Annotated in this window: 16 protein-coding genes; 12 read left to right on the top strand and 4 right to left on the bottom strand. The window is 42.7% G+C overall.

What is annotated here, in order from left to right:
* Positions 1-8: 8 nt before the first annotated feature.
* The 8 genes from EWE74_RS04325 (at position 9) to EWE74_RS04290 (ending at position 14127) form a co-directional block, all read left to right on the top strand.
* Positions 9-1769: a RagB/SusD family nutrient uptake outer membrane protein gene (locus EWE74_RS04325; RefSeq protein ID WP_130140278.1), complete on the top strand. Its 1761-nt coding sequence runs from the start codon at positions 9-11 to the stop codon at positions 1767-1769.
* A 20-nt stretch (positions 1770-1789) separates the two neighbouring features.
* Entirely contained in the window at positions 1790-3892 is a 2103-nt protein-coding gene (locus EWE74_RS04320) for a glycoside hydrolase family protein (protein WP_130140277.1), read from the top strand.
* A 115-nt stretch (positions 3893-4007) separates the two neighbouring features.
* Positions 4008-7178: a SusC/RagA family TonB-linked outer membrane protein gene (locus EWE74_RS04315; RefSeq protein WP_130140276.1), complete on the top strand. Its 3171-nt coding sequence runs from the start codon at positions 4008-4010 to the stop codon at positions 7176-7178.
* A gap of 34 nt (positions 7179-7212) precedes the next feature.
* Entirely contained in the window at positions 7213-8976 is a 1764-nt protein-coding gene (locus EWE74_RS04310; RefSeq protein WP_130140275.1) for a RagB/SusD family nutrient uptake outer membrane protein, read from the top strand.
* A 33-nt stretch (positions 8977-9009) separates the two neighbouring features.
* Positions 9010-10206, top strand: coding sequence for a DUF1735 domain-containing protein (locus EWE74_RS04305; RefSeq protein ID WP_130140274.1), 1197 nt, complete (start codon positions 9010-9012; stop codon positions 10204-10206).
* Between the two features lie 23 nt (positions 10207-10229).
* Positions 10230-11732 (top strand): DUF4886 domain-containing protein, encoded by a 1503-nt coding sequence (locus tag EWE74_RS04300; RefSeq protein ID WP_165384635.1) that lies wholly within the window; start codon positions 10230-10232, stop codon positions 11730-11732.
* 10 nt (positions 11733-11742) lie between these two features.
* A complete protein-coding gene (locus EWE74_RS04295; RefSeq protein WP_165384634.1) occupies positions 11743-12651 on the top strand; it encodes a phosphodiester glycosidase family protein in 909 nt (302 codons plus the stop codon).
* A gap of 27 nt (positions 12652-12678) precedes the next feature.
* On the top strand, positions 12679-14127 hold the full coding sequence (locus EWE74_RS04290) for a DUF4185 domain-containing protein (protein ID WP_130140271.1): 1449 nt from the start codon (positions 12679-12681) through the stop codon (positions 14125-14127).
* A gap of 27 nt (positions 14128-14154) precedes the next feature.
* Here the strand turns inward: EWE74_RS04290 and EWE74_RS04285 are convergent, their stop codons facing one another.
* Positions 14155-15045 carry a cation diffusion facilitator family transporter gene (locus EWE74_RS04285; RefSeq protein WP_130140270.1) on the bottom strand — a complete coding sequence of 297 codons (891 nt, stop codon included), beginning with the start codon at positions 15043-15045 and terminating at the stop codon, positions 14155-14157.
* A 191-nt stretch (positions 15046-15236) separates the two neighbouring features.
* Here EWE74_RS04285 and EWE74_RS04280 point away from each other — a divergent pair, with 191 nt between their 5' ends.
* Positions 15237-16718 (top strand): alanine/glycine:cation symporter family protein, encoded by a 1482-nt coding sequence (locus EWE74_RS04280; protein WP_130140269.1) that lies wholly within the window; start codon positions 15237-15239, stop codon positions 16716-16718.
* A 381-nt stretch (positions 16719-17099) separates the two neighbouring features.
* Here the strand turns inward: EWE74_RS04280 and EWE74_RS04275 are convergent, their stop codons facing one another.
* Positions 17100-17759 (bottom strand): YceH family protein, encoded by a 660-nt coding sequence (locus EWE74_RS04275; protein WP_130140268.1) that lies wholly within the window; start codon positions 17757-17759, stop codon positions 17100-17102.
* 81 nt (positions 17760-17840) lie between these two features.
* Here EWE74_RS04275 and EWE74_RS04270 point away from each other — a divergent pair, with 81 nt between their 5' ends.
* From EWE74_RS04270 to EWE74_RS04260, 3 genes are read left to right on the top strand one after another with little or no spacing between them, the layout of a single operon-like run.
* A complete protein-coding gene (locus EWE74_RS04270) occupies positions 17841-18746 on the top strand; it encodes a histone deacetylase family protein (protein WP_239018551.1) in 906 nt (301 codons plus the stop codon).
* Positions 18747-18783: 37 nt separating this feature from the next.
* On the top strand, positions 18784-19839 hold the full coding sequence (locus EWE74_RS04265; RefSeq protein ID WP_130140267.1) for a nucleoid-associated protein: 1056 nt from the start codon (positions 18784-18786) through the stop codon (positions 19837-19839).
* Complete coding sequence (locus tag EWE74_RS04260) at positions 19823-20908, top strand: DUF3810 domain-containing protein (RefSeq protein WP_130140266.1); 1086 nt, start codon at positions 19823-19825, stop codon at positions 20906-20908. The genes EWE74_RS04265 and EWE74_RS04260 overlap by 17 nt, the downstream gene beginning before the upstream one ends.
* Here the strand turns inward: EWE74_RS04260 and EWE74_RS04255 are convergent.
* Together EWE74_RS04255 and EWE74_RS04250 are read right to left on the bottom strand one after the other, a co-directional pair.
* Positions 20905-22065, bottom strand: coding sequence for an MFS transporter (locus EWE74_RS04255; RefSeq protein WP_130140265.1), 1161 nt, complete (start codon positions 22063-22065; stop codon positions 20905-20907). The genes EWE74_RS04260 and EWE74_RS04255 overlap by 4 nt on opposite strands.
* Before the next feature lie 113 nt (positions 22066-22178).
* A complete protein-coding gene (locus EWE74_RS04250) occupies positions 22179-22616 on the bottom strand; it encodes a DUF1801 domain-containing protein (protein WP_130140264.1) in 438 nt (145 codons plus the stop codon).
* Positions 22617-22621 lie beyond the last annotated feature (5 nt).

The raw sequence follows: 22621 nt of genomic DNA, 5'->3' as shown, positions 1-22621 counted from the left end.
TTCTCATTATGAAAACAAATATAAAAAATATAGCTTTTGCGGTTCTCTCCTTGTTGGCGACAAGCTGTTCCGATGCGTTGAATATTGCCCCCAAACAGGTTTTGGACGAGTCTTTTCTCGTTAATCCGGAAGACATGGAGGGATTGGTGACAGCTGCGTATGCAAGGATGACCGATATCCCATCTTTTGATTCTCCTTTCTCTCCTTGGTGGTCGGGTTCCATGCGAGCCGATGATTCCTATAAAGGCGGCGGCGGTACGTGGGACGGTGACGGCTGGCATTTTATGGAAACTTTTGTGGGAGTAAACCCAAATGGATGGCCACTTGACTATCCTTGGTATGTATCGTATCAGATTATCCAACGATGTAACACGGCAATACAAAAGTTACAGAATATATCAGAAGAAGAGTTTCCGAACAAAAATGCCCGGCTGGGAGAAGTGAAGTTTATACGGACGTTTACCCTATTCCGGCTCAAGCAATTCTGGAAATACATACCTTATATTGACGAAAACGTAGTCGGCACAACAGCGGATTTTGAAGCTGTTCCGAATAGGGAACCGGATCAACCGAATGACCAATATTTATGGGAAAGAATACTGAATGATTTCAAAGATGCTGAAAACCTATTACCGGCCACGCAATCCGAAAAAGGGAGGGTAGATAAGAATGCGGCAACAGCTATGGTGGCAAGAACACTTATGTTTATGGCCTACGAACAGAATGATAAACATGCTGTCATCAATATTAGTAAAGAAAGACTGGAAGAAGCTTTGTTTTACTTAAATAAGTTAACCGATCAAGAGGGCGCAAAGGTTGATCTACAAACTGATTTTGCAGAAAATTTTGATGTCGCTTTTGACAACAATACAAAGGAATCCATCTGGGAAATACAGTATTCTATTGATGATGGCTCTTCCACCGGGGGAAAGATAAATAGAGGAGAAGGACTGAATCACCCGTTTCAATGGGGAGGTTTCCAGTGTTGCGGCTTTCACCAGATCAGCTATTCTATGGCAAATGCATTTAAAACAGGAGCCGATGGTTTACCCTTGTTTGATACATATAACAATGGCAGTTATGCAGACGGGGATGCGGTGTTTTTTGGGGAGCATACATTCGATCCCCGTTTCAACCACACGATAGCTGCACCTGGTCAGCCTTGGAAATACAATCCTAATTTAATATTCGAAACAAGAGGCATTCGAAATGGTGCCGAATATGGTTATCTAAAATCCATTAAGGAATTACCGGAGCCGGATTGTGATTGCCTGTTGTACGATGGGTGGCAATTCAACTCCATGAATAAGCGAATGATTAGGTATGATGAAGTTTTACTCTGGAAAGCAGAAGTGCTTATTCAGTTAGATCGTTGGAACGAATCGCTCCCGTTGATCAACAAAATCCGGGAGCGGGCAGCGAATAGCACTGATCGGTTGGTGAAAACTGACGGATCTCCGATTTTAAATTATAAAATTGAAACGTACCAGCCCGGCGTGAACTGTACTTGGGACAAAGCGTTTGCCTGGAAAGCATTACAATGGGAAAATCGCCTTGAAATGGCAGGAGAAGGCCGACGTTTCTTTGATCTTCAACGTTGGGGAATTTTGGAAGAAACGATGGATAGCTATTTTTCCATAGAAAAAAACAGATTTAATTGGATGGAGGCAGCACATTTTACCGCTGGACGCGACGAGTATTTTCCTATACCTCAACCGCAAATCAATTGGGCAAAAGGCGCCTATACGCAGAACGAAGGGTATTATTAATAGCACTTATCGAGAGAGATATGACTAGAAATGTAAGAATCAGAGGTGCATCGTTGTTTTGCTGCTTGTCTGCTTTGGTAATCTTCATGTATAACGGCCATGCTGCAACCGGAGATGCGCAAGGAAAGCTGAAATTATTTATTAAAGAAATAAAAGTAGATAGAATAGCCGGGAAATCCCCAAAAATAAGCTATCAGGAAATAAGCCCGGGCATTACTAAAGTGCATATATCTATGAACGTACACGATACGTTGGCTGTTGACGACTGGCAGGTGAATATTATACCGGCTTTTCACCCCGATTTCCATTGGGCACCTCATCTGGCACCCTCAGACGACCATATCATTGCACAACATGTGTTCCGTGCACCTGCGCTGATCTTAACCGATCAACAGAGACAACTTACTGTTATACCCGATATAGATCTTTTGAATAGTTCATTGGCTTCCGATTGGTATATGGATATGGATGCCCCGAAAAACTGCATAACCTTAGGCCGTTCACAGGCGGAGGTAGCTGAACATGTATTATTTAAAAAGCGGGAAGGAAATAAGTTTGTTCCCGGGAAGTTTACTTTTGGGTTTTATATCCTTGCTTTTGATGATAAAGACGTGCAGGATAATCCCTTTCGTAGAGCGCTGTCTTTCTTCTGGGAGCGTTGGGGGGCTAAACGATTCGCGAAAGGAGAGCCGACTTCCGGAAATATGGAAGCATATGTAAAACACAGCTACGATTGGGCTTTCCGATCTTGGGAAAAGCAAGTGTGGCAAGAATTTGAAATAGAGGGGAAAAAGGTCGGTGCACCTACTTTCATCGTGAATGTTACCCAAAGTCCGAATTACCCCGGGAAAGTTAATGAGCGGGAATTTCGCTCGGTGTGGAATCAAGTCTGGTTCAGTTCCCTACGGTCAGCCAGCGGGCTTTATCGCTATGCGAGAAGGACAGGCGATCAAACATTGTTAGACAAGGCTAATCTTACCAAAGAGCTGGCGCTATCCTATCCCAAAAAGAACGGTTTTTTTTATGGCCTGATTGGAACAGAAATGGAAACGGTGGAAATCGATGGGAGCAAATATCTGCGAAGCAAGGGATGGGAAACCCGTTATTGGGGCAATTCCAATCGAAACCCCTACACTTGGGATGCGCGTCAGTCACCTTTTCATCTGTTGGATATGAGCTGGACAGCCTTGCTGATGCTCCGCTGGTATGAAGAACTGGAGCAGGATGTTCGTTTGCTGGAATTTGCTGAGGATTATGCACAATCGTTACTTCGCGTACAGTTTGACAACGGATTCTTTCCCGGCTGGCTCGATCTGGAAACGTTGCAACCCATGACTCATCTGAATGATTCGCCGGAAAGCGCTATGTCTGTCACCTTTCTATTGGCGTTGTACCAAATCACCGATAACGAAATATACAAGGCAGCAGCTTTAAAAGCAATGGATGCCGTGATGAAAGAAATTATTCCTGGCGGACGTTGGGAGGACTTTGAAACCTACTGGTCCTGTTCACGTGTCGGTGCTGAAGATTGGGTAGGGAAAAAAGTAACCCGCAACAATATGTACAAGCAGAACAATTTTTCTATGTTTTGGACTGCAGAGGCTCTACTAGCATGTTATCATGCCACGAAAGATAGAAAGTATCTGGATGTGGGGCAGCGTACCTTGGATGAATTATTAATGACACAAGCCACATGGCAACCTCATTTTATCCCTATCAAGGCGTTAGGTGGATTCGGCGTTATGAATGCCGATGGTGAATGGAACGACGCCCGGCAAAGTTTGTTTGCAGAGCTTATTCTCCAATATGGAAAAGAACTTAAACAAGAGGAATATACCGAAAGAGGCTTATCTGCATTGCGGGCGTCATTTGTGATGATGTATTGTCCGGAAAATCCAGATACAAAGGAACAGTGGGAAAGCGCATGGCCTTTTTTCCGGAAAGAAGATTATGGCTTTATGATGGAAAATTACGGGCATGGGGGAGAAACGAATGCCAAAGGGTTGGGGATAGGTGAATTTACCATATACGATTGGGGAAATGGCGCGGCCGCAGAAGCTTATAATCGTATTGTAGATCATTATGGAGTAAACTTTATACAAGAGATGGAAGGAAGTAAATAGAATAACAGGTTTCACCGAACATGTTTATTTTCTTATCGTGAAATTATTGATGGCTAACAAAACCTAATAAATGTATTTATCACGTAAAAAATGTTAACTAATTACAAATAACCAAATGAATAAACTTCTATGTAAAAAAAAGAGAACTCGCGTTCATCAGCGTAAGTTCCTCGTGCCGCTGAGCTATCTGTTTTTATCACTTTATCCGATAAGCTACGGATATGGTGAGAATTTAAAGATTGATCACATGGAGCATGGAGGAGAGCTAAGCTTATTTGTTGATAACAGCATCGCAGCGAATCAGGTGCTACAACAACGTAGTGTAAGCGGTCGTGTAATGGATACACAAGGTAACTTATTGCAAGGTGTAAGCGTTACAGAAAAAGGAACAGCTAATTCAACCACAACGGATCATCGAGGCGCATTTACCCTCAATTTGACCACTTCCAGTCCCGTTGTCGCATTCAGATTTGTAGGATACGAACCTTCCGAAGTTAACATAACAGATCAAAAGGTTATCGAAGTATCCTTGACGGAAGACGTGGCATCCATAGATGAAGTTGTAGTCGTCGGTTTCGGAACGCAGAAGAAGGTATCCGTTACGGGGGCAATTTCGGATGTTCCGGTGGCAAACCTACAGCGTATCGCAACCCCCTCATTTTCCAATGCCTTAGCCGGTAGTATGCCGGGTATTGTGACGCGTCAGAGTTCCGGAGAGCCCGGATATGACGGAGCGGCAGTCTACATTAGGGGTTTTGGAACTTGGGAGAACCGATCGCCACTCATTTTAGTAGATGGTGTGGAGCGTGACCTCAACAATTTGAACACACAAGAAGTTGAAAGCTTCTCCATATTGAAAGATGCATCCGCCACAGCCGTATACGGCGTTCGGGGAGCAAATGGAGTCGTCTTGATCACCACCAAAAGAGGAGCGGTCGGAAAACCGAATATTGTTTTTCGAACAGAAAATGCCGCCTTGACAGCATTACGTATGCCGGACTATATCAATGGTTTAGAATACGTCCACTTGGTGAATGAAGCACAATCCAACGAAGGGAAAAACCCTCTTTATAGCGAACTGGATATCGAAAAATATACCGATGGTTCTGAACCTTATTTATATCCAAATGTCGATTGGGTGAATACTGTCCTCAAAAACAATACGTTTCAAACCATTAATAATCTTAGCGTAAGTGGTGGAACGGAAAAAGTGCGTTACTATACGAATGTCGGATACACCATTCTGAATGGTATTTACAAGCAGGATCCCGATAACTTTTGGAATAACAATGCCCAGATGAGGCGCTATAATTTTCGTCAGAATGTAGATATCAAACTATCGGACAACCTCAGCATTGATTTAGGTCTCGGTGGGATCATCCAACGCGGTAATTATCCGGGAAGCTCTGCACCCAATATCTTCAACGCACTAAAAGTGACGTCCCCTATCAGTTTCCCGATTACGAATCCGGATGGGAGTATTGCGGGTGCACAGACTTCCTTTCTGCGAAACAATCCCTTTGGGTTGGTGGCTCGATCGGGTTACAGTACGCAGGATAGAAATACCTTGCAAGGAACATTCGGCGGTAAATATGATTTGTCTGAATATATAACGAAGGGGCTGTCGCTACGGGGGGTGTTTGCTTATGATCATTACTACCATGGATGGAATGACCGTATCAAGCCATACCAGATCAGACAATATATAGGAAAAGATGTATATGGTGAAGACGCCTATGCCAATCCTGACATCCGGGAAGAAGGTCCGTTGGGATATGCAGTGGGCAATGGTGCAAACAGGGCATTTTATTCTGAAGCGGCCATCAACTATGCACGCACTTTCCAGCAACATAATATCACCGGTTTGATTTTGTATAACCAACGGGATTATATGGACATTACTGCAAATTCAAGCTTGAATAACCTGCCATATAGAAGACGGGGGATAGCCGCAAGAGCAACATATGATTATGCCGGTAGGTATTTATTTGAAGCCAATATGGGATACAATGGTTCGGAAAACTTTCCGGCAGGCAAACGCTACGGCTTTTTCCCGTCCGTATCTGCCGGATGGAATATCAGCAACGAACCTTTCTGGTCTATCGACGAAATTAACGCGTTGAAAATACGCGGATCATTTGGCCAGGTTGGTAATGATCAGATTGGCCAACGCCGTTTCTTGTTTTTGACGAATATTGTCCGTACAAATAACAGTTATCCGTTTGGGAATCAACAAACATGGCTTCCGGGCTTTAACGAAGATCAGATTGGCAACGAAGACGTGACCTGGGAGGTAGCCACGAAAGCTAACCTCGGAATTGACATGGAGCTGTTTCAGGGTAAGGTAGTACTTCAAGTCGATGCTTTCCGTGAAAAGAGAAACGATATTCTGCTCCGAAGGGGTACAATACCCCTTATCGTCGGATACCCTTCCAGCATTATACCTTATGCCAACTTGGGTGAGGCAAAGAATTATGGTCTGGATGCCCTGCTGGAACTGAAAAATACGACATCTTCTGGCCTTTACTATAACGTCCGAGGCACATTTACCTATGCGAAGAGTATCCGGTTGAAAGATGACCAACCCACCTATCTCTATCCATACCAGAATCCTATCGGACATTTGATCGACCAACCATTCGGATACGTTTCGATGGGACTGTTCAAAGATATGGAGGATGTTGAAAGTAGTCCGAGACAAACGTTTATGGAAGAAGTAAGGCCCGGTGATATCAAATACATGGATGTTAATGGGGATGGTGTGATCGATGTTTTCGATAGGGTAGCCATCGGTTATGCCCGTACACCGCAGATTATTTACGGGGCTAATTTCAGCGTCGCGTATAAAGGCGCAGAATTAAGCGTATTCTTTACAGGTGCCGCCAATACCAGTCTTTTTATTGATGGGCCGTCCATGTATCCATTCCAGATGGGATTGGGCACCTATAACATTATGCGGTCGTATTATGATGATCGCTGGACACCAGATAACCCCAATGGATATTACCCACGGGTGTCCACGATGAATAACCCTAACAATAATCAGACATCTACACATTTTTTGCAGGATGCTAGTTATCTACGCTTGAAGAGTGCGGAGGTCGCCTATAATTTTAAGGTCAGCGCATTGCAACGATATGGGCTTAATAGTATCCGACTGTTTATCAATGGGATGAATCTATATACTTGGGATAAAATTAAAATTATTGATCCCGAATCCAATTATGGAACGGGCGGTTATCCATTACAACGTACCGTAAACTTTGGCGGGCAATTTACTTTTTAACGGGACAAAAATGACTATACTACGAAAATATATTATGAAGAGTTATAAAAGATATATAATATGCTTTACAACGCTGCTATGCCTAGCATGCGGTAAAGATTTTCTGGAGAAGCAACCCGATGAAAATTTGGACATAGAAGCTGTTTTTTCAGAGCGACAATATGCAGAAGGCTATTTAACGGCGGTTTACAACCATCTTCCTACGATGCAGGATCCGATATTTACCGGCGGCTGTGATGAGATGGAAATTACATTCACCGGGAATTATGCTCATAGACTGAATTCCGGTGCATGGAGCTCGGCTGACGGGTATCCGGACTATTGGATGAATATGTACCAGGCGATACGTAAAGCGAACATCTTTCTGGAAAATGTGGATCAAGTGCCCATGATTGAAGCAGACAGAACGCTATGGAAGGGAGAAGCAACATTTTTACGGGCATTTTTTCATTTTACATTGGTTAAGATGTACGGTGCTGTACCTTTAGTCGATCGTTCAATCGCCTTAAGTGAAGACTTGAGTGTACTCCGTCGGGATCCGGTGGATGAAGTCATCGCATTTATTGTGTCGGAATGTGACAAAGCTACGGATATGCTGGATTGGGAAGTTTCGCCTATTCACTACGGACGTATCACAAAACCAGCAGCCATGGCATTAAAAGCACAGGCTTTGCTTTATCTGGCAAGTCCACTATTTAACGGCAATCCCGATTTTAGAAATCTCATTGATGACCATGGAAGACGATTATTCCCCGATCACGATGCCAATCGATGGGTAGCAGCAGCTAATGCCGCAAAAGCCTGTATTGATGGGGCGGAGGGGCATGGTTACGGCTTATATTATGCAGCAGATAATGATCCGGTAAAGAGCTACCAAGAATTATTTCTCGATCATCATAATAGAGAGGTATTGTTGGCGCGTAACAAAGGTATTGATGCGCATTACGAGCGTTGTTCCAACCCTATAGGTTACGGAGGGTTCTCTATATACTGTCCCACACAAGAGATGATAGATGCCTATGAAATGGCAAATGGTCAACAACCTATAACAGGCTATAATGCCGATGGTTCGCCTATCATCGATCTGAGTTCGGGTTATCAGGAAACCGGATATACGGCAACAGCACATCCAAAGAATTACCACCCCAGTGGAATCCGCAATATGTATGTCGGTCGTGATCCACGCTTTTACGCAAGTATCAACTATGCGGGTTCGATATGGAAAAGTCGTGCAGTGGAATTTTGGAATACCGGAGCGGATGGTAAACAAAGAGCGGTAGGGTCGGATTATAATATTTCCGGTTATCTGATGAAAAAATTTATCGATCCAACTTCCAATATACCACAAAACAGGTTTAGTCTCAATACCTGGATTACCTACCGTTTAGGCGAACAATACCTGAATTATGCAGAAGCCTTAAATGAAGCAGAAGGGCCGGTGACTGATGTATATAAATATGTTAACGCTATAAGAAGCAGAGCCGGTATGCCTGATCTTCCGCCTAACCTGAGCAAAGACAATATGCGGGAAAGAATACAGCACGAAAGAAGGATAGAACTAGCCTTTGAATCGCATCGTTATTTCGATGTGCGTCGTTGGAAAACCGCCAGCAACATAGAAAATAAACCCATACACGGGATGAATATACAGGCCGGCACGAGTTTGCAGGACAATGCATTCTATCAGCGCGTATTGATCGAAAGACGAATTTTTGTATCCCCTAAACATTATCTGTGGCCGGTTCAGATTTGGGAAATCGAGAAAAATCCAATGCTCCTGCAAAATCCGGGATGGTAGCAAACAGTTTTTGACGAATTAAAAATTTAAAAAATGAAAATATTATTTATACGTTACTTACCTGTTGTCTTGATGCTCTTTGGAGCTTGCAGCGAGGTAATTGTTTATGAACCCGATGCAGAAGAAATAGCCTTGTATAACAAGGTATACATGCCGCGGGCGAACCAGCAGGTTACGAATACGGCACTCAGCTTGGGAGGCGAAGCGAAGACATTTGTATACAGCGCCTACCTTGGCGGATCATCCGACGCTCCAAGCGATATCGCCGTCACGTTTGCTGCCCGCCCTGAAAAGGTAGAGGAATTCAATACGGCCAACGGCACAAACTATAAGCTACTACCCGCGGACAGCTATACGCTTGAAGTTCCTGATGCCGTGATCAAAGCAGGTAATAGAAAGACAGGAAACCATACGTTGACGGTTACACCGGGCAACTCCCTGGCAATGTTTGAAAATTATATCCTTCCAATAGGTATTACACAAGCAGGAACAAAGGTAAATGAACAATTGGCTACGACATATTATACTTTCTCGGTGAGTTACGCACGCGGGAAGGTGCCGAGAGAGCTGGTATTGAGCATGGGAACGAATTGGGGAAACATCATTTGTAATGGTGTTCGTGGCAGCTTAATTATCAGAAATACCGCACTTGATATATTGGTATACACACCGGATGATGAAGGTAAGTTTACCAATCCGCCGCGTACTGTCGGTGTTTTTTGGGACGCTTCTGAATCTTTCTATTATGTAAATGAAAATTCCGTTGTCGTAAGAAATGTACCGCCCTACGCTGGACTGTTCAGTTTTGGTGTTACACAAGATTATGGGCTTCCCCAAGCCAATCCATTTTGGTTGGGAGATGCTTGGAATCAATACGTGATTATACCCTTTGGGGAATATTTTCTGACCGTTGATAATAGCGGTGTTCTTCGGAGGCAACCCGTTCTTTCAAACGTTAATGCCGCTAAAACAGAAGTAGGATCCGGTTTCAATATTTATAAGCAGGTGCTGACCTATCAAAACTCACTTTTGGCTTTAGAGCCAAATGGAAACTTATGGTTGTATAGTATGTCGGAACTTGCTGTTCCCGGTGCCAGACGGCGCGTTGGAGAGGGATGGGATATGTACGAAAAAATAATCGTATCCGGTGACGATATTCTGGCCTTGGACAGTAATGGAGATGTTTATCGCTATAATTTTAATCCGTTAGGCTACTATCCGGTTAAATAAACAATCACTTAATGAATCACGTCATGATAAAATTCGTTAAAATATTCATTTTCACATTGTTTGCTGCCAGCTTATTGCTGTCCATATCCTGTGAGAAGGATACCGTTGAAGAAGACAAAAAAGAGCAACCCAAGGAGGTGGCGCCTACGGTGGATGATGGTATACTCAAAATTCTGACCATCGGCAACAGTTTTTCGGAGGATGCGGTCGAGAATTATTTATACGATCTGATGCGGGAAGCGGAAATACCTGTTGTCATCGGCAATTTATACATAGGTAGTTCTTCCCTGGATATACATTGGCAAAACGGCAGAAACAACAGTGCTGCTTATGATTTTCGTCGGATAGATACAGAAGGCAAAAAAACCAATGCATCCAGTACGCTTGGTGATGCATTGGAATCAGAGGAATGGGATTATATCAGCTTCCAGCAGGCAAGTCCATATTCGGGTTTAGCGAAAAGCTATGAAGCACATTTGCCGCCACTTTATGAGTATGTTAAACCCCGAACAACCAATACGGATGTCAAATTTATTCTTCATCAGACATGGGCTTATGCTCAAAATTCCACCCACGAGGGTTTTGCACATTACGATCGGGATCAACTGCACATGTATAACGCTATTGTTGATGCCATCGAGAAAGCCCGTGGTTTTGTACCGATTGATTTGGTCGTGCCGGTGGGCACGGCTATCCAAAACGGCCGGGCAAGTTTTATTGGCGATAACTTTACTAGGGACGGATGGCATCTGGATCTAAATATAGGTCGCTATACGGCCGCGTGTACCTGGTTTGAGGCACTTACCGGCAAAAATGTCACCAACAGCACGTTTAAGCCGGCAGCTCTTTCTGAATATACAGCGAGGCTTGCCCGTGCAATGGCCCATCAGGCGATATTGAAACCTAACGAGATGACCGAGCTGCAGGAATACAAAGACGGAAATTATCAACCGTTTACAGATCCTGTTTACATCGACTTCGGACAGAATGCTCCCGCATTGGGTTGGAATCAATTGAGAGGTTTCACGACGGGCTCATCTCTTTCTAACATCATGGATATTGATGGTGTACCCATTGGTCTTTCCCTCACCCTTACCATGGGATTCAATGGCCGGAATGACGCGGGCGAAAGGAACACCAATACCGATTTCAATATGCCTGAAAGTGTGTCGGGCGATTCCTACTTTGGTAATTCGAAAGCCATATTTGACAATAAGCTAGTAGAACGGAGCCAGATTAAGATAGCTGGGTTCGATAAAAACAAAACGTATGACTTTTGCTTTTTTGGTTCCAGATCGGGAGTAGGAGGCACCGAAAATCGGGAAGCGAAGTATACGGTGGCCGGGAAGAACGAAAAAATTGCCCGTTTAAATGCATCCAACAATAGGCAGCAACTCGCATGTGTACAAGCTATCGCGCCAGATGATGAGGGAGAGATAACCATTACCTTGATGGCAGGTGAAAGCAACACCAATGGCAACGGATTTTATTATATAAACGCGATGCGTATCGCACCATCAGAATAACATGTATACGATGAAGAAACAACTTTATATATTCTCGTTATTAATCATTATCGTTTTTTTTTCCTGTGGTAAAAGTGAAGCCACCCCCGATCGTGATGATCCGGCTAACGATGAATTTAGTATTAAAGATCAGATTGCCAAAGCAACCTTTGTAAAAAGTATCGAATACGATACCTTGATCAATCCTCATGCAGGTGTTAGACAGGTTAATTTACAACTGCGTACGACATCTTCGCAACCGATAGCACTATACGTAGTAGAAGTAGATCTCAAACATCCAGATATTGCGATACGGGTGGGAATGCCTGATGATGGTGATGCCTTCAAGCTGCAGACCGTACAAGCCATTTCGGAAGCAAATGATAAGGCGGGAAACCGGGTGATAGCTGCCGTGAATGCTGATTTTTTTTATTGGACAGGCGAACCCTGGGGGCCAGTCGTTAAACAAGGCAACATACTGAAACAAAGCTTTTACGATACATGGCATGGCTTTTTTGCTATTGATAAAGATAAAAACCCCAGAATCGGCAGCAGTATCAATTTTTTAGATACCTACCCGTTGCAGGAAGCTGTTGGGGCCGTTGAGCGACTAATCAATAATGGCGTAAAATTTAACCAAGGAAATACCGAACGTCATCCACGTACAATGATAGGTTATACAAAAGACAATGTGATCTACATGGTCGTCGTCGACGGAAGGCAGCCCGCTCATTCCATTGGAATGACGTTTGCGGAATTGTCTGAAGTGATGTTCGCGCTGAAAGTACAAGAAGCTATAAATCTGGATGGCGGCGGCTCATCGACCCTAGTCGTAAAAAACAGTAAAACAAACAGTTTTGAAGTGAAAAATAAGTATTCCGATGCTGTCCCTAGGGCAGTCGCGAATGCATTAACGGTGGTTAACCTTTCCGCAAATTAGGAAAAAAAGATTTATACTTAAAAAGATATGGTACAACGTAACAGATTAGCTGGTATATGCATAGGGAAAAGGTCATTGTATTTCGTTTTTTTCTGCTACGCACTGCTCTGGAGTTCCTGTAGTAAAAATGAAGTCGAACCTATACATATACCAACGGATGAAATTCTGACAACCGATATACATTTGATTCCCGACAAGCATACGAAGAAAGCAACCACGGTTTTAACGTTCAAAAATCTGAACGCCATTGCTTATATCTCCGTTAAAAAAAGTGGAGGATCTACGTATTCGGCAAAGATAAACCGAGATGAACTTTCGGCATCGTATACGTTTGGTTATACTATTCAACCATCCGATCCCGAATCTTTCGACCTGCTGCTGACCGCCCATTATGAAGATGAAGGGGTATCAAAAGATCTGGTGCTGCATGTTGATAACCGTTGGGGATTTTTCATCCGTAAGGTGGAACGTATTGCCCGTGTCACCGGAAACCCGATAGCAGGCGAACATTTCGCAAGCCCGAATAACACCGCGGGAAACTGGAATGTGGGCGGAACGGATTTAGGCATCATATGGGAAATGGATGCCGGAAAATATGGTATTTTTTTCGGTGACACGTTCGGGCAGGACTTCGTACCCCGACCAAACCAGCCGGGGCCAAACGGTGGGAGCTGGCGTTCCAATGTACTAGCTTTTTCAACAGACAATAACATGGAAGATGGTTTGTCGATTAGTAACATGGCCTTAGATAATAGCGGTAATGCCCGCGAGATCGTGTATGGCGGTAAGGATCAGTCGGGTAATGGTAACTGGACTTCTATCCCTACGGCGGCTATTCGTGCCAATGGGGCAGACTATGTACACTATTTTAATATGAAGAGATGGGATGGATGGATTACGAATTATTCGGGTATGTACAAATCTGTCGATAACGGATTAACGTGGACGAAATGCGAAGATGTCCTGTTTTCCTCCAATAGTAATTTTGGCCAGGGAGGCTATTTTAAGCGGGATGGTTATGTGTACATGATCGGAACACAAACTGGGCGAAATAGCCCGGCAAGCTTATGTAGGTTCCGCGAAACAGATATCGAAACCCAGGAGAATTATGAATATTGGAGTAGCGCCACAGGGCAGTGGATAAAAGGGGATGAGCATAAAGCGACTGTTATTATACAAGACAAAGTAGGCGAACTGTCTTTTATCTACAGCAATACATTTAAGAAATGGATAATCGCTTATTTCAATGAGGATCGGTATAATATAACGATGCGTGTCGCCGATGAGCTTACCGGTCCTTGGAGCGCGCCGTACGAGCTGGCTTCAGGAAACGATTATGCGCAGCTATATGGTTCTTATTTCCATCCCCTGTCTGTCACAGGTGAGAGCCTGTATTTTACGATGTCTATGTGGATGCCCTACAATGTTTATCTAATGAAAGCTGACTTGGCAGATATGGGGCTTTTTTCGGAATAAATATTTACCTATAGAAACGGTCATTATTTAGCTTTTTTGGTGTGTATCCCCCTCAAACGGCTCAATATGCACGAAGACATTTCCGATGTTATCTAGGTTTGCGATTAGATAGTCTTTGAGATCGTGAGCTATCGTGTGTCCTTCTCGTACAGACAGGTTAGGATTTACGACGGCATGCAAATCTATTTGGAATAGCATGCCAATTTTTCGTATATAACATTTTTCGATCAACGCCACTCCGGGTACATTAAGGGAGTGTTGACGAACTTCTTCCTCCAGCTCTTCATAGCGGTTTTCATCCATGATTTCGGCCAATGCCGGCCGAAATATGCCGTAACAATTATAGATGATTAATCCGGAAGCCAATAATGCTGCCCAATCATCCGCACTTTCATATCCCTCACCGAAAATCAAAGCTACCGATATACCGATAAAAGCAGCTACCGACGTAATAGCATCACTACGGTGATGCCAAGCATCAGCTTTGAGGGAGGTGCTGTTGAGTTTTTTACTCCTTCTCATGATCACCCGGAAAGAAATTTCCTTCCAGATAATAATTGCTCCTAATACATATAATGTCCAGGATTTGGGTGCCTCGTGTGGTGTCTGAATGTTATGGATACTCTCTTTCGCAATAATGAAAGCTGAAACAATAAGGAAAATAACAACGATAAAGGTAATCAAAGGCTCTATACGTCCATGTCCGTAAGGGTGTGTCTGGTCAGCTGGACGTTTAGAATATTTTAATCCTAATAATACCAAAAACGAAGAAAAAATATCGGCGGTAGATTCAATGGCATCGGCAATCAAGGCATGGGAATGACCGAAGTAACCGGCTAACCACTTCACCAATGCCAACAAAAAGTTGGTCAGTATACTAAAGTAAGTTGTTCTAATCGCCTTATCCGAATTTGACATTATATCGTCCCATTTTATTCAAAGATAAGGCATTTTCTGTAAGAAGTGGGGTAGGGTGGAAAACTTACATGTATCGCTCCAGAAAAAGAATTTTGGAAGATTATATAAAAAATGTATGTCTTTTTGCAAAAAAAATCTTTTCTTTAAGCCGTAGAAATAACCGTACACAACCGAACGCGTCAAAAAAACATATGGAAAGTATTGTAAAAGTAGTGTCTAACCTTGTCTGGAGTGATTTTTTTATTTATCTCTGTTTGTTTACCGGACTGTATTTTTCATTTCGCACCCGATTTCTACAGGTAGCTTACATAAAGGAGATGTTACGTTTGTTATTTGTAAAACGCGACTCTGATAAAGGTATCTCTTCCTTTCAAGCATTCGCGTTAGCCATATCGGGACGGGTTGGTACGGGTAATATTGTGGGTGTGGCAACAGCAATCTTTATGGGGGGGCCAGGAGCCGTTTTTTGGATGTGGGCAATTGCTTTTCTGGGTTCTGCTTCTGCTTTTGTTGAAGCAACTTTAGGGCAGGTTTACAAGCAGGAGCAAGATGGCGAATATCGGGGCGGGCCAGCTTATTATATTGAAAAAGGATTAGGTGTGAAGTGGTATGCGGTCCTCTTTGCAATTGTTACGATTGTCAGTACAGGGTTCCTTCTACCAGGTGTGCAGAGTAATGCCATTAACGGGACCGTATCCAATGCTTTTAATATACAATTGACCTCACTTCCTATTTTAGGTATAGACTTCCCTATTAGCTGGATAGGAATAGGGGTTATTATCTTGTTGGCGATTATTATTATAGGTGGTGTAAAACGTTTGGGGCAAGCCTCTGAATATATTGTTCCTTTTATGGCAGGTGCTTATATTTTAATGGCTTTAGTGATCATTGCGCTGAATTTTTCACAGATTCCGGCAGTGTTAAAACTCATTCTCACATCGGCCTTTAGTATGGATGCGACCTTTGGTGGGGTTGTTGGAATGGCTATCGCTTGGGGTGTGAAAAGGGGGATATACTCCAATGAGGCGGGGCAGGGAACGGCGCCCCACGCCGCCGCTGCAGCAGAGGTGAAACATCCAGCTCAACAGGGATTGGTACAGGCTTTTTCTGTATATGTAGACACGTTATTTGTTTGTACTGCAACTGCTTTTATGATTTTATTTACCGGGATGTTTAATACTGGAGAGACATTTGATGCTTCCGGAAATGCATTGACTTTTGTAATCGAACACGTGCCGGGGGTAGAGGCAGGTGGCTTTACACAGGCCGCTGTCGCACATCATTTCCCGTCTATTGGAAACCAATTCGTCGCTATAGCCTTATTCTTTTTTGCTTTTACTACAATTATGGCATATTACTATTATGCGGAAACCAATATGGCGTACATCTTTAAAAACGGTAATACGAAAGTGGTTATATGGATACTACGGATCGGTTTTCTCGCGGCGACTTATTTTGGTACAGTTAGGACAGCCGGCTTAGCCTGGGATTTGGGAGATATTGGTGTAGGATTAATGGCTTGGGTAAATTTAATCGCTATCTTGTTACTTAGTAAACCCGCTTTGAAAGTATGGAACGACTATACCAAAAAGCGTAAAGCGGGAATTAAAGATCCCAATTTTAATCCTAAAGAACTAGGGATTAAAAATGCAGACTTTTGGGAAAAAGAGTAAAATCGATTTACGCTGTACCTGCACAGGTCGTCACAAATATCATTATTAACACAACTAATGCAACGATTGTTATGGTGGTGTATGGTGTTCTTCTCATGACTTCATCCTTTCAGTTTTCTGAATAGAAAACAACAAAAGACATGCCTTATTTTATACAGGGATAAGATAATTGTCGTTCTGTAGATAATCGTCGACTTTGCTGGTTTAGTCTAACCCCGCACATGTAGTTGCAAATATTAATACTAGCGCTATGAAGGCTAGTATTACGAATGTTGTCGCAGGTGTTCTTTTCATTATTTTTTACCGTTAGTTATACGTGCAAGGGTAGCAAAAGCTGTGCCTTAATATATTAAACGGTAGAAATCATTAAAAAGCAACAGTCTACGACAATTGTTCCATCAGATTGTCAAATTCTTTTTTTAACGCAGCCAGTTGTTCTTCCAAGGTACTCACACGTTCTTCCAATTCGTGTATACGACTTGGTGAGCTGCTGTCTGAAGAACTCGAAAGATTTTCATAATCTTCCTCGTTTACGTCGCCAAGCAAATGTACATAACGTACTTCTTTCTGACCAGGACGCTTCGCCAATTGTTTTACAAAAGCAGGCTCCTGTTCTTGCAGACGGTTTAACACCTCTTGTACTTCATCAATACTTTCAAAATTAAACAATCTCCCCGCATTGGAATTGATCTCACCGGGCGTTAAAGGTCCGCGGAGGATCAGTAAACACAGCGCCGCCAATTCTTGAGGAATTAAAGGGTATTGTATGGCAAGATTGTGTTTGTATTTCGTCACACGGCTTCCGCCGCCGACTGCAGTAGACACCAATCCTCTTTTTCTTAACCTATCCAAAGCCTCTATAATGGTGTTTTCATCGTACGAAACGACAGGTTTACGAGAGGTTTTCTGATTACATGCCGTCTGTAAACCATTTAAAGTCATAGGGTAATATTCAGGTGTTGTTTTGGATTTTTCGAGAAGTGAACCCAAAACACGTAATTCTTCAGCACTTAGAATAGGTAAATTGTTTGTTTCTTCCATTTCTGATCAATTGATTCGGTCTGTCGTTTTCGAAGATAAAAAAATATCCTTTAACTTCGCGAGGAATAAAACAAAAATGTTGTGTTACGAATAGCCTATCATCCAGCTTATGTCCATCCCGTGCGAACGGGACATCGTTTCCCTATGGTGAAATATGAGCTTATTCCAGCGCAGCTGCTTTACGAGGGGTTGGTTTCGACAGATTGCTTTTTTGAACCGAGACAGGTTGATGTATCCACTATTGTATTGGCGCATGACGCATCGTATGTCACGGCATTGACGGATCTTTCGCTGGACGCGAAAATGGTGCGTAGAATTGGATTTCCGCTTTCGCAATCTTTGGTAGACCGTGAGCGGTATATTCTGGATGGAACAATTCAAGCATGTACATACGCTTTAGAGCATGGAGTGGCTTTCAATGTTGCCGGTGGGACACACCATGCCGGGCGCGATTTCGGAGAAGGTTTTTGCCTGCTTAATGACCAAGCGGTGGCAGCCGCTTATCTATTGGATCAGAAGCTGGCAAAGAGGATATTGATCATCGATTTAGATGTACATCAAGGAAACGGTACCGCTCATATTTTTGAAGAGCATCCCTGCGTATTTACTTTTTCTATGCATGGTGATAAAAACTTTCCCTTTGTTAAAGAATGTTCAGATTTGGATATACCCTTGCCAGATGGCATGGATGATGAAGCCTATCTGGCCTTATTAAAAGAGAACCTCGATAAAATATTTACAGTTTTTATGCCTGATTTTGTGTTTTATCAAGCTGGAGTTGATATTTTAGCGACCGATAAATTGGGAAAGCTTAAATTGACGGCAGCCGGTTGTCGCCATCGGGATGAATTAGTCTTAGATAAATGCCGACAGCAGGGGCTTCCCGTACAGATTAGTATGGGTGGAGGTTATTCGGAGCACATCAAAGATATAGTGAACGCACATGTGAGCACCTATAAAACAGCCATCGATATTTTTGGCTTTTAATAAATTCAATAAGAAAATTAATCTTTAATATTAAAAAATGTTCTTCCATCAAGACGCAACTTTTGAACAACTCTCCATACATCGCGTTGGGAATAAAGCACAGGATGAGTTTTATGTGTTATCCGATACGCCTATTGCGATTTCACAGGACGAAATACTGCCGGATTTACTGATGCAGTATTTTATGAAACCTTTTAGCAAAGCGAATGAGGTCTATCGCTTTTTTCATCCAAACGACGATTTGCAACTCAATGAAGTCTATTATTTCACAAAACAATATTTCGAAGGGAAGATAGCTTTTCACGATATGTCCCAACAATTGGCAAAGCACTTGTATGAGGTTTCGGAACACCCGAAAATAAAAGCAGGTGAAGTATATGTCGTTGCGCTCAAAAATGTACAGTTGGAAGGTGAAGAGCATGATGCTATAGGGATTTTTAAATCGGAGAATAAAGAAGCCTATTTAAAAGTGTATCCAAATGCAGGTGGTTTTGACCTTGATTACGAGCAAGAGGCTATTAATATCAATAAATTGGATAAAGGGGTAGTTATTGTAAAAACAGAGGCGGAGGAAGGATATAAAGTGCTAGTCGTAGACCAAACCAATCAATCGGAAGCTGTCTATTGGAAAGATGACTTTTTGAAGATCAAAGCGCGTAACGATAATTTCCAGCAAACGGGGAATTTGCTCAAAGTATATAAGAATTTCGTCAATGATAAATTGGACGAAGCATTTGAATTAGAAAGTGCGGATAAAATCGATCTCTTAAATCGCTCGATGAACTATTTTAAAACAAAGGAGACGTTTGATCAGGGTGAATTTGAAGAAGAAGTCATCGGTAATCCGCAGGCAGCATCGCTGTTTAAGGAATATCAAGAAAACTTTGCGGAAGAATTCGATACACCATTTCAGTCAAATTTTGAAATCGCGTCTCCCGCAGTAAAAAAAATGGCCGCTTCCTATAAATCGGTTATTAAATTAGATAAGAATTTTCATATCTATGTACATGGTAAGCGAGACTATATTGAATCTGGTTTTGATGACGAGCGGGGTTTAAATTATTATAAACTATATTTTGAAACCGAAAGTTAACTTCAAAAACGAGAAAAAAGGATATCTGATTGCCGTATCGGTATGTCTTATCGTGATGTTCATCTTATCTTGGATAAAACAGTCGCCGGCGTTTGTTGAGCAATATTATAGCCGCCAGTTTTATCCACTTTTTTCCCATTTACCTAAATGGTTATTCGGTTGGCTGCCGTTTAGTATCGGCGATGTATTCTACCTACTCTTATCAGGCAGTTTGCTATGGATAGCGATGTCTTCGGTAGCCGCACTGGTTAAACGTAGATGGGGAATCGTGCAGCGACGGCTTATGCTGCTTGTTCTCGTCTTACTTGGAACCTATATTTATTTCTATGTGAGTTGGGGGTTAAATTATTATCGCGTACCGTTGCAGCAACAACTAGGGCTGCAAATCGATACGATTGTTCAAGAAGATTACCTCGATATACTCGATCGTTATATCACGGAAATCAATCAACTTCGGGAACAATTGGATACCACACGCATGGATAAAGCGCAAGCACGGCATGATTTGCAGCAGCTGATGGAAAAAAATAGCACTCGTTTACCCATGCTTTCTCCTACGCAAGTTTGGGCAAAGCAACCTTTGTCGAGTACGTTGGTCTCCTATTTTACAGTAACAGGCTATTTTAATCCCTTTACACAAGAGGTTCAAGTAAATGGTATCATGCCCATAATCTCTTATCCCTTTACAGTAGTACACGAATTAGCGCATCAGATGGGAATAGGTTTTGAAGACGAATGTAATTTCATCGCTTTTCTGATGCTTCGCGATCATTCGAATACGTGGTATCGGTATGCGGCTTATTATGAAACCGTCCAATATTTGCTTCGACCACTCTATTTTCAGGATAAAGCACTTTATACTTCGTATGTGTCCAAGCTCTCAGCAGAGGTTCGGAGTGATTATGAAGAAGAACGTCTTTTTTGGCAACAATACTATGGCACGTTTAATCGGTTGACTAACTTATTTTATGGAAGCTATTTACGCCATAATAATCAACCTGAAGGTATGGCGCGTTACTCGCTGATGAATCGTTTGGTTATTGCTTGGGAGAAACGCCAAGCGCCCTAGACATTCATTTTCGCCCGCACTACGGTCCGCCAGAAGGTATAAGCGAGAACAGCTCCCATACTAGCCATGCATACACCCACGAGTGATGGATAGTTATAGGCATATCCGAGCGTAATTGGGATCGCGCCAAGATAGGCGCCGAGGGTATTCCCAATATTAAAACTTGCTTGTCCCGCTGCCGCGGCAAATGTTTCTGCTCCTTTAGCATTGTTGATCAGCATCATTTGAAGAGGAGAACCAATAGAAAAGGAAATCATCCCGGTGATAAAGGCCATAGGATAAGCTAAATAAGTGATATGAGCGATAAAAAACACTAATAATAAACAAATTGCCATAGCTATAAAGCCCATAATGACTGCTTTGGAAGGTGTTATGCTATCCGCGAGCTTACCACCGATGATATTTCCGAAAAACATACCCAATCCTACCAAAATCATAATAAATGGCACCCGGTTTTCGGGAAGATTCGATACATCGGTTACTAACGGGGCGATATAGGATATCCAGGCGAACAAGCCACCGGTTCCAATGGCAATAACAGCAACCATTAACCACGCATCCCAGCGGGCGAAATAGCTTATCTGTTTTAACACATTGTTCGTTTTGCTGGCTTCCATTTTCGGCATCCAGAAATAGATAGCCAAAAAGGTAATCAAGCCCAATAAGCTAATTACGCCATAAGTGATTCGCCAAGAATAATGATGGCCTATATACGTTCCTAAAGGCACGCCCGCCAAGTTCGCTATCGTCATTCCGGTAAACATCATAGAAATAGCTTGCGCTTCTTTACCAGGTTTTGCCAATCGCGCCGCAACTACTGAACCTACTCCAAAAAAAGCACCGTGTGGAAAACCGGAGATGAAGCGTGAGGTGAGCAGCAGCACTTTGTTGGGGGCAATCGCAAAAATACCATTAAATACGAAGAACAGTAGCATCAGGAAAAGCAGGATGTTTCGTGGGGAATATTTTCCACTGAATGCAACCAGGGTAGGAGCACCCACAACAACGCCCAACGCATAGAGGGCTATTAAGTTACTGGCTTCTGGAATTTCAATTTGTAAATCTTTGGCGATGTCTGGAAGGATGCCCATCATGGTAAACTCTGTCATCCCGATAGCTAATCCGCCAAATGCTAATGCAATAAGTGCTTTGTTCATTTGCCTGTGCTAAATAGAGAGCGCAAAGGTAAATTTTCTTTTGCAATGCGACGAATTAAATTTGTATTAACACGAGTTATCCTTATTACCCCCTGAGGGCATTGGTTTTATTATTATTTTACCCGGCAAGCACATTCGTGATGTTTATGAATGTAGTTTATGGATTCTTTGCATAGTTCGTGTAACGTGGAGATATTGATATCCGCAAGTTTTTTTATATAAATACAGGCTTTGCCCATTTTGAATTTACCTAGGTCAGGTAATAATAGCTTACTTCTCTCGGTGTCGGAGAAAACATATAACGAAAAAGCTGCTTTTCGCGGTGAAAAACCAAGAATTGGGGCTTCGCCTTGGTGTCCACTGGCATATTTATAGTGGTAATTGCCGAACCCGATAATGGTCGGTCCCCACATTTTAGGTTCCAAGCCGCACCATTCCTGTATCAGTTCTATGAGACGAATACTATCGGCTTTTTTCTGTTCGTTGTCAACGTATGAATTTATAAAATCCATAACATCGTTCCCTGAGTAAGTCGTCTTTGTTGTTGCCATCTTCT

Source organism: Sphingobacterium corticibacterium (genome assembly GCF_004208525.1).
In the GTDB taxonomy this organism is placed as follows: domain Bacteria; phylum Bacteroidota; class Bacteroidia; order Sphingobacteriales; family Sphingobacteriaceae; genus Sphingobacterium; species Sphingobacterium corticibacterium.
Note: the sequence above shows the minus strand (reverse complement) of the source record. Positions and strands in the feature narration are given on the sequence as shown.

Coding starts and splice junctions, on each gene's coding strand:
- EWE74_RS04300 (WP_165384635.1), top strand. CDS start 10,230: ATGATAAAATTCGTTAAAATATTCATTTTCACATTGTTTGCTGCCAGC.
- EWE74_RS04255 (WP_130140265.1), bottom strand. CDS start 22,065: ATGAACAAAGCACTTATTGCATTAGCATTTGGCGGATTAGCTATCGGG.
- EWE74_RS04305 (WP_130140274.1), top strand. CDS start 9,010: ATGAAAATATTATTTATACGTTACTTACCTGTTGTCTTGATGCTCTTT.
- EWE74_RS04320 (WP_130140277.1), top strand. CDS start 1,790: ATGACTAGAAATGTAAGAATCAGAGGTGCATCGTTGTTTTGCTGCTTG.
- EWE74_RS04285 (WP_130140270.1), bottom strand. CDS start 15,045: ATGTCAAATTCGGATAAGGCGATTAGAACAACTTACTTTAGTATACTG.
- EWE74_RS04310 (WP_130140275.1), top strand. CDS start 7,213: ATGAAGAGTTATAAAAGATATATAATATGCTTTACAACGCTGCTATGC.
- EWE74_RS04290 (WP_130140271.1), top strand. CDS start 12,679: ATGGTACAACGTAACAGATTAGCTGGTATATGCATAGGGAAAAGGTCA.
- EWE74_RS04280 (WP_130140269.1), top strand. CDS start 15,237: ATGGAAAGTATTGTAAAAGTAGTGTCTAACCTTGTCTGGAGTGATTTT.
- EWE74_RS04265 (WP_130140267.1), top strand. CDS start 18,784: ATGTTCTTCCATCAAGACGCAACTTTTGAACAACTCTCCATACATCGC.
- EWE74_RS04325 (WP_130140278.1), top strand. CDS start 9: ATGAAAACAAATATAAAAAATATAGCTTTTGCGGTTCTCTCCTTGTTG.
- EWE74_RS04275 (WP_130140268.1), bottom strand. CDS start 17,759: ATGGAAGAAACAAACAATTTACCTATTCTAAGTGCTGAAGAATTACGT.
- EWE74_RS04295 (WP_165384634.1), top strand. CDS start 11,743: ATGAAGAAACAACTTTATATATTCTCGTTATTAATCATTATCGTTTTT.
- EWE74_RS04250 (WP_130140264.1), bottom strand. CDS start 22,616: ATGGCAACAACAAAGACGACTTACTCAGGGAACGATGTTATGGATTTT.
- EWE74_RS04315 (WP_130140276.1), top strand. CDS start 4,008: ATGAATAAACTTCTATGTAAAAAAAAGAGAACTCGCGTTCATCAGCGT.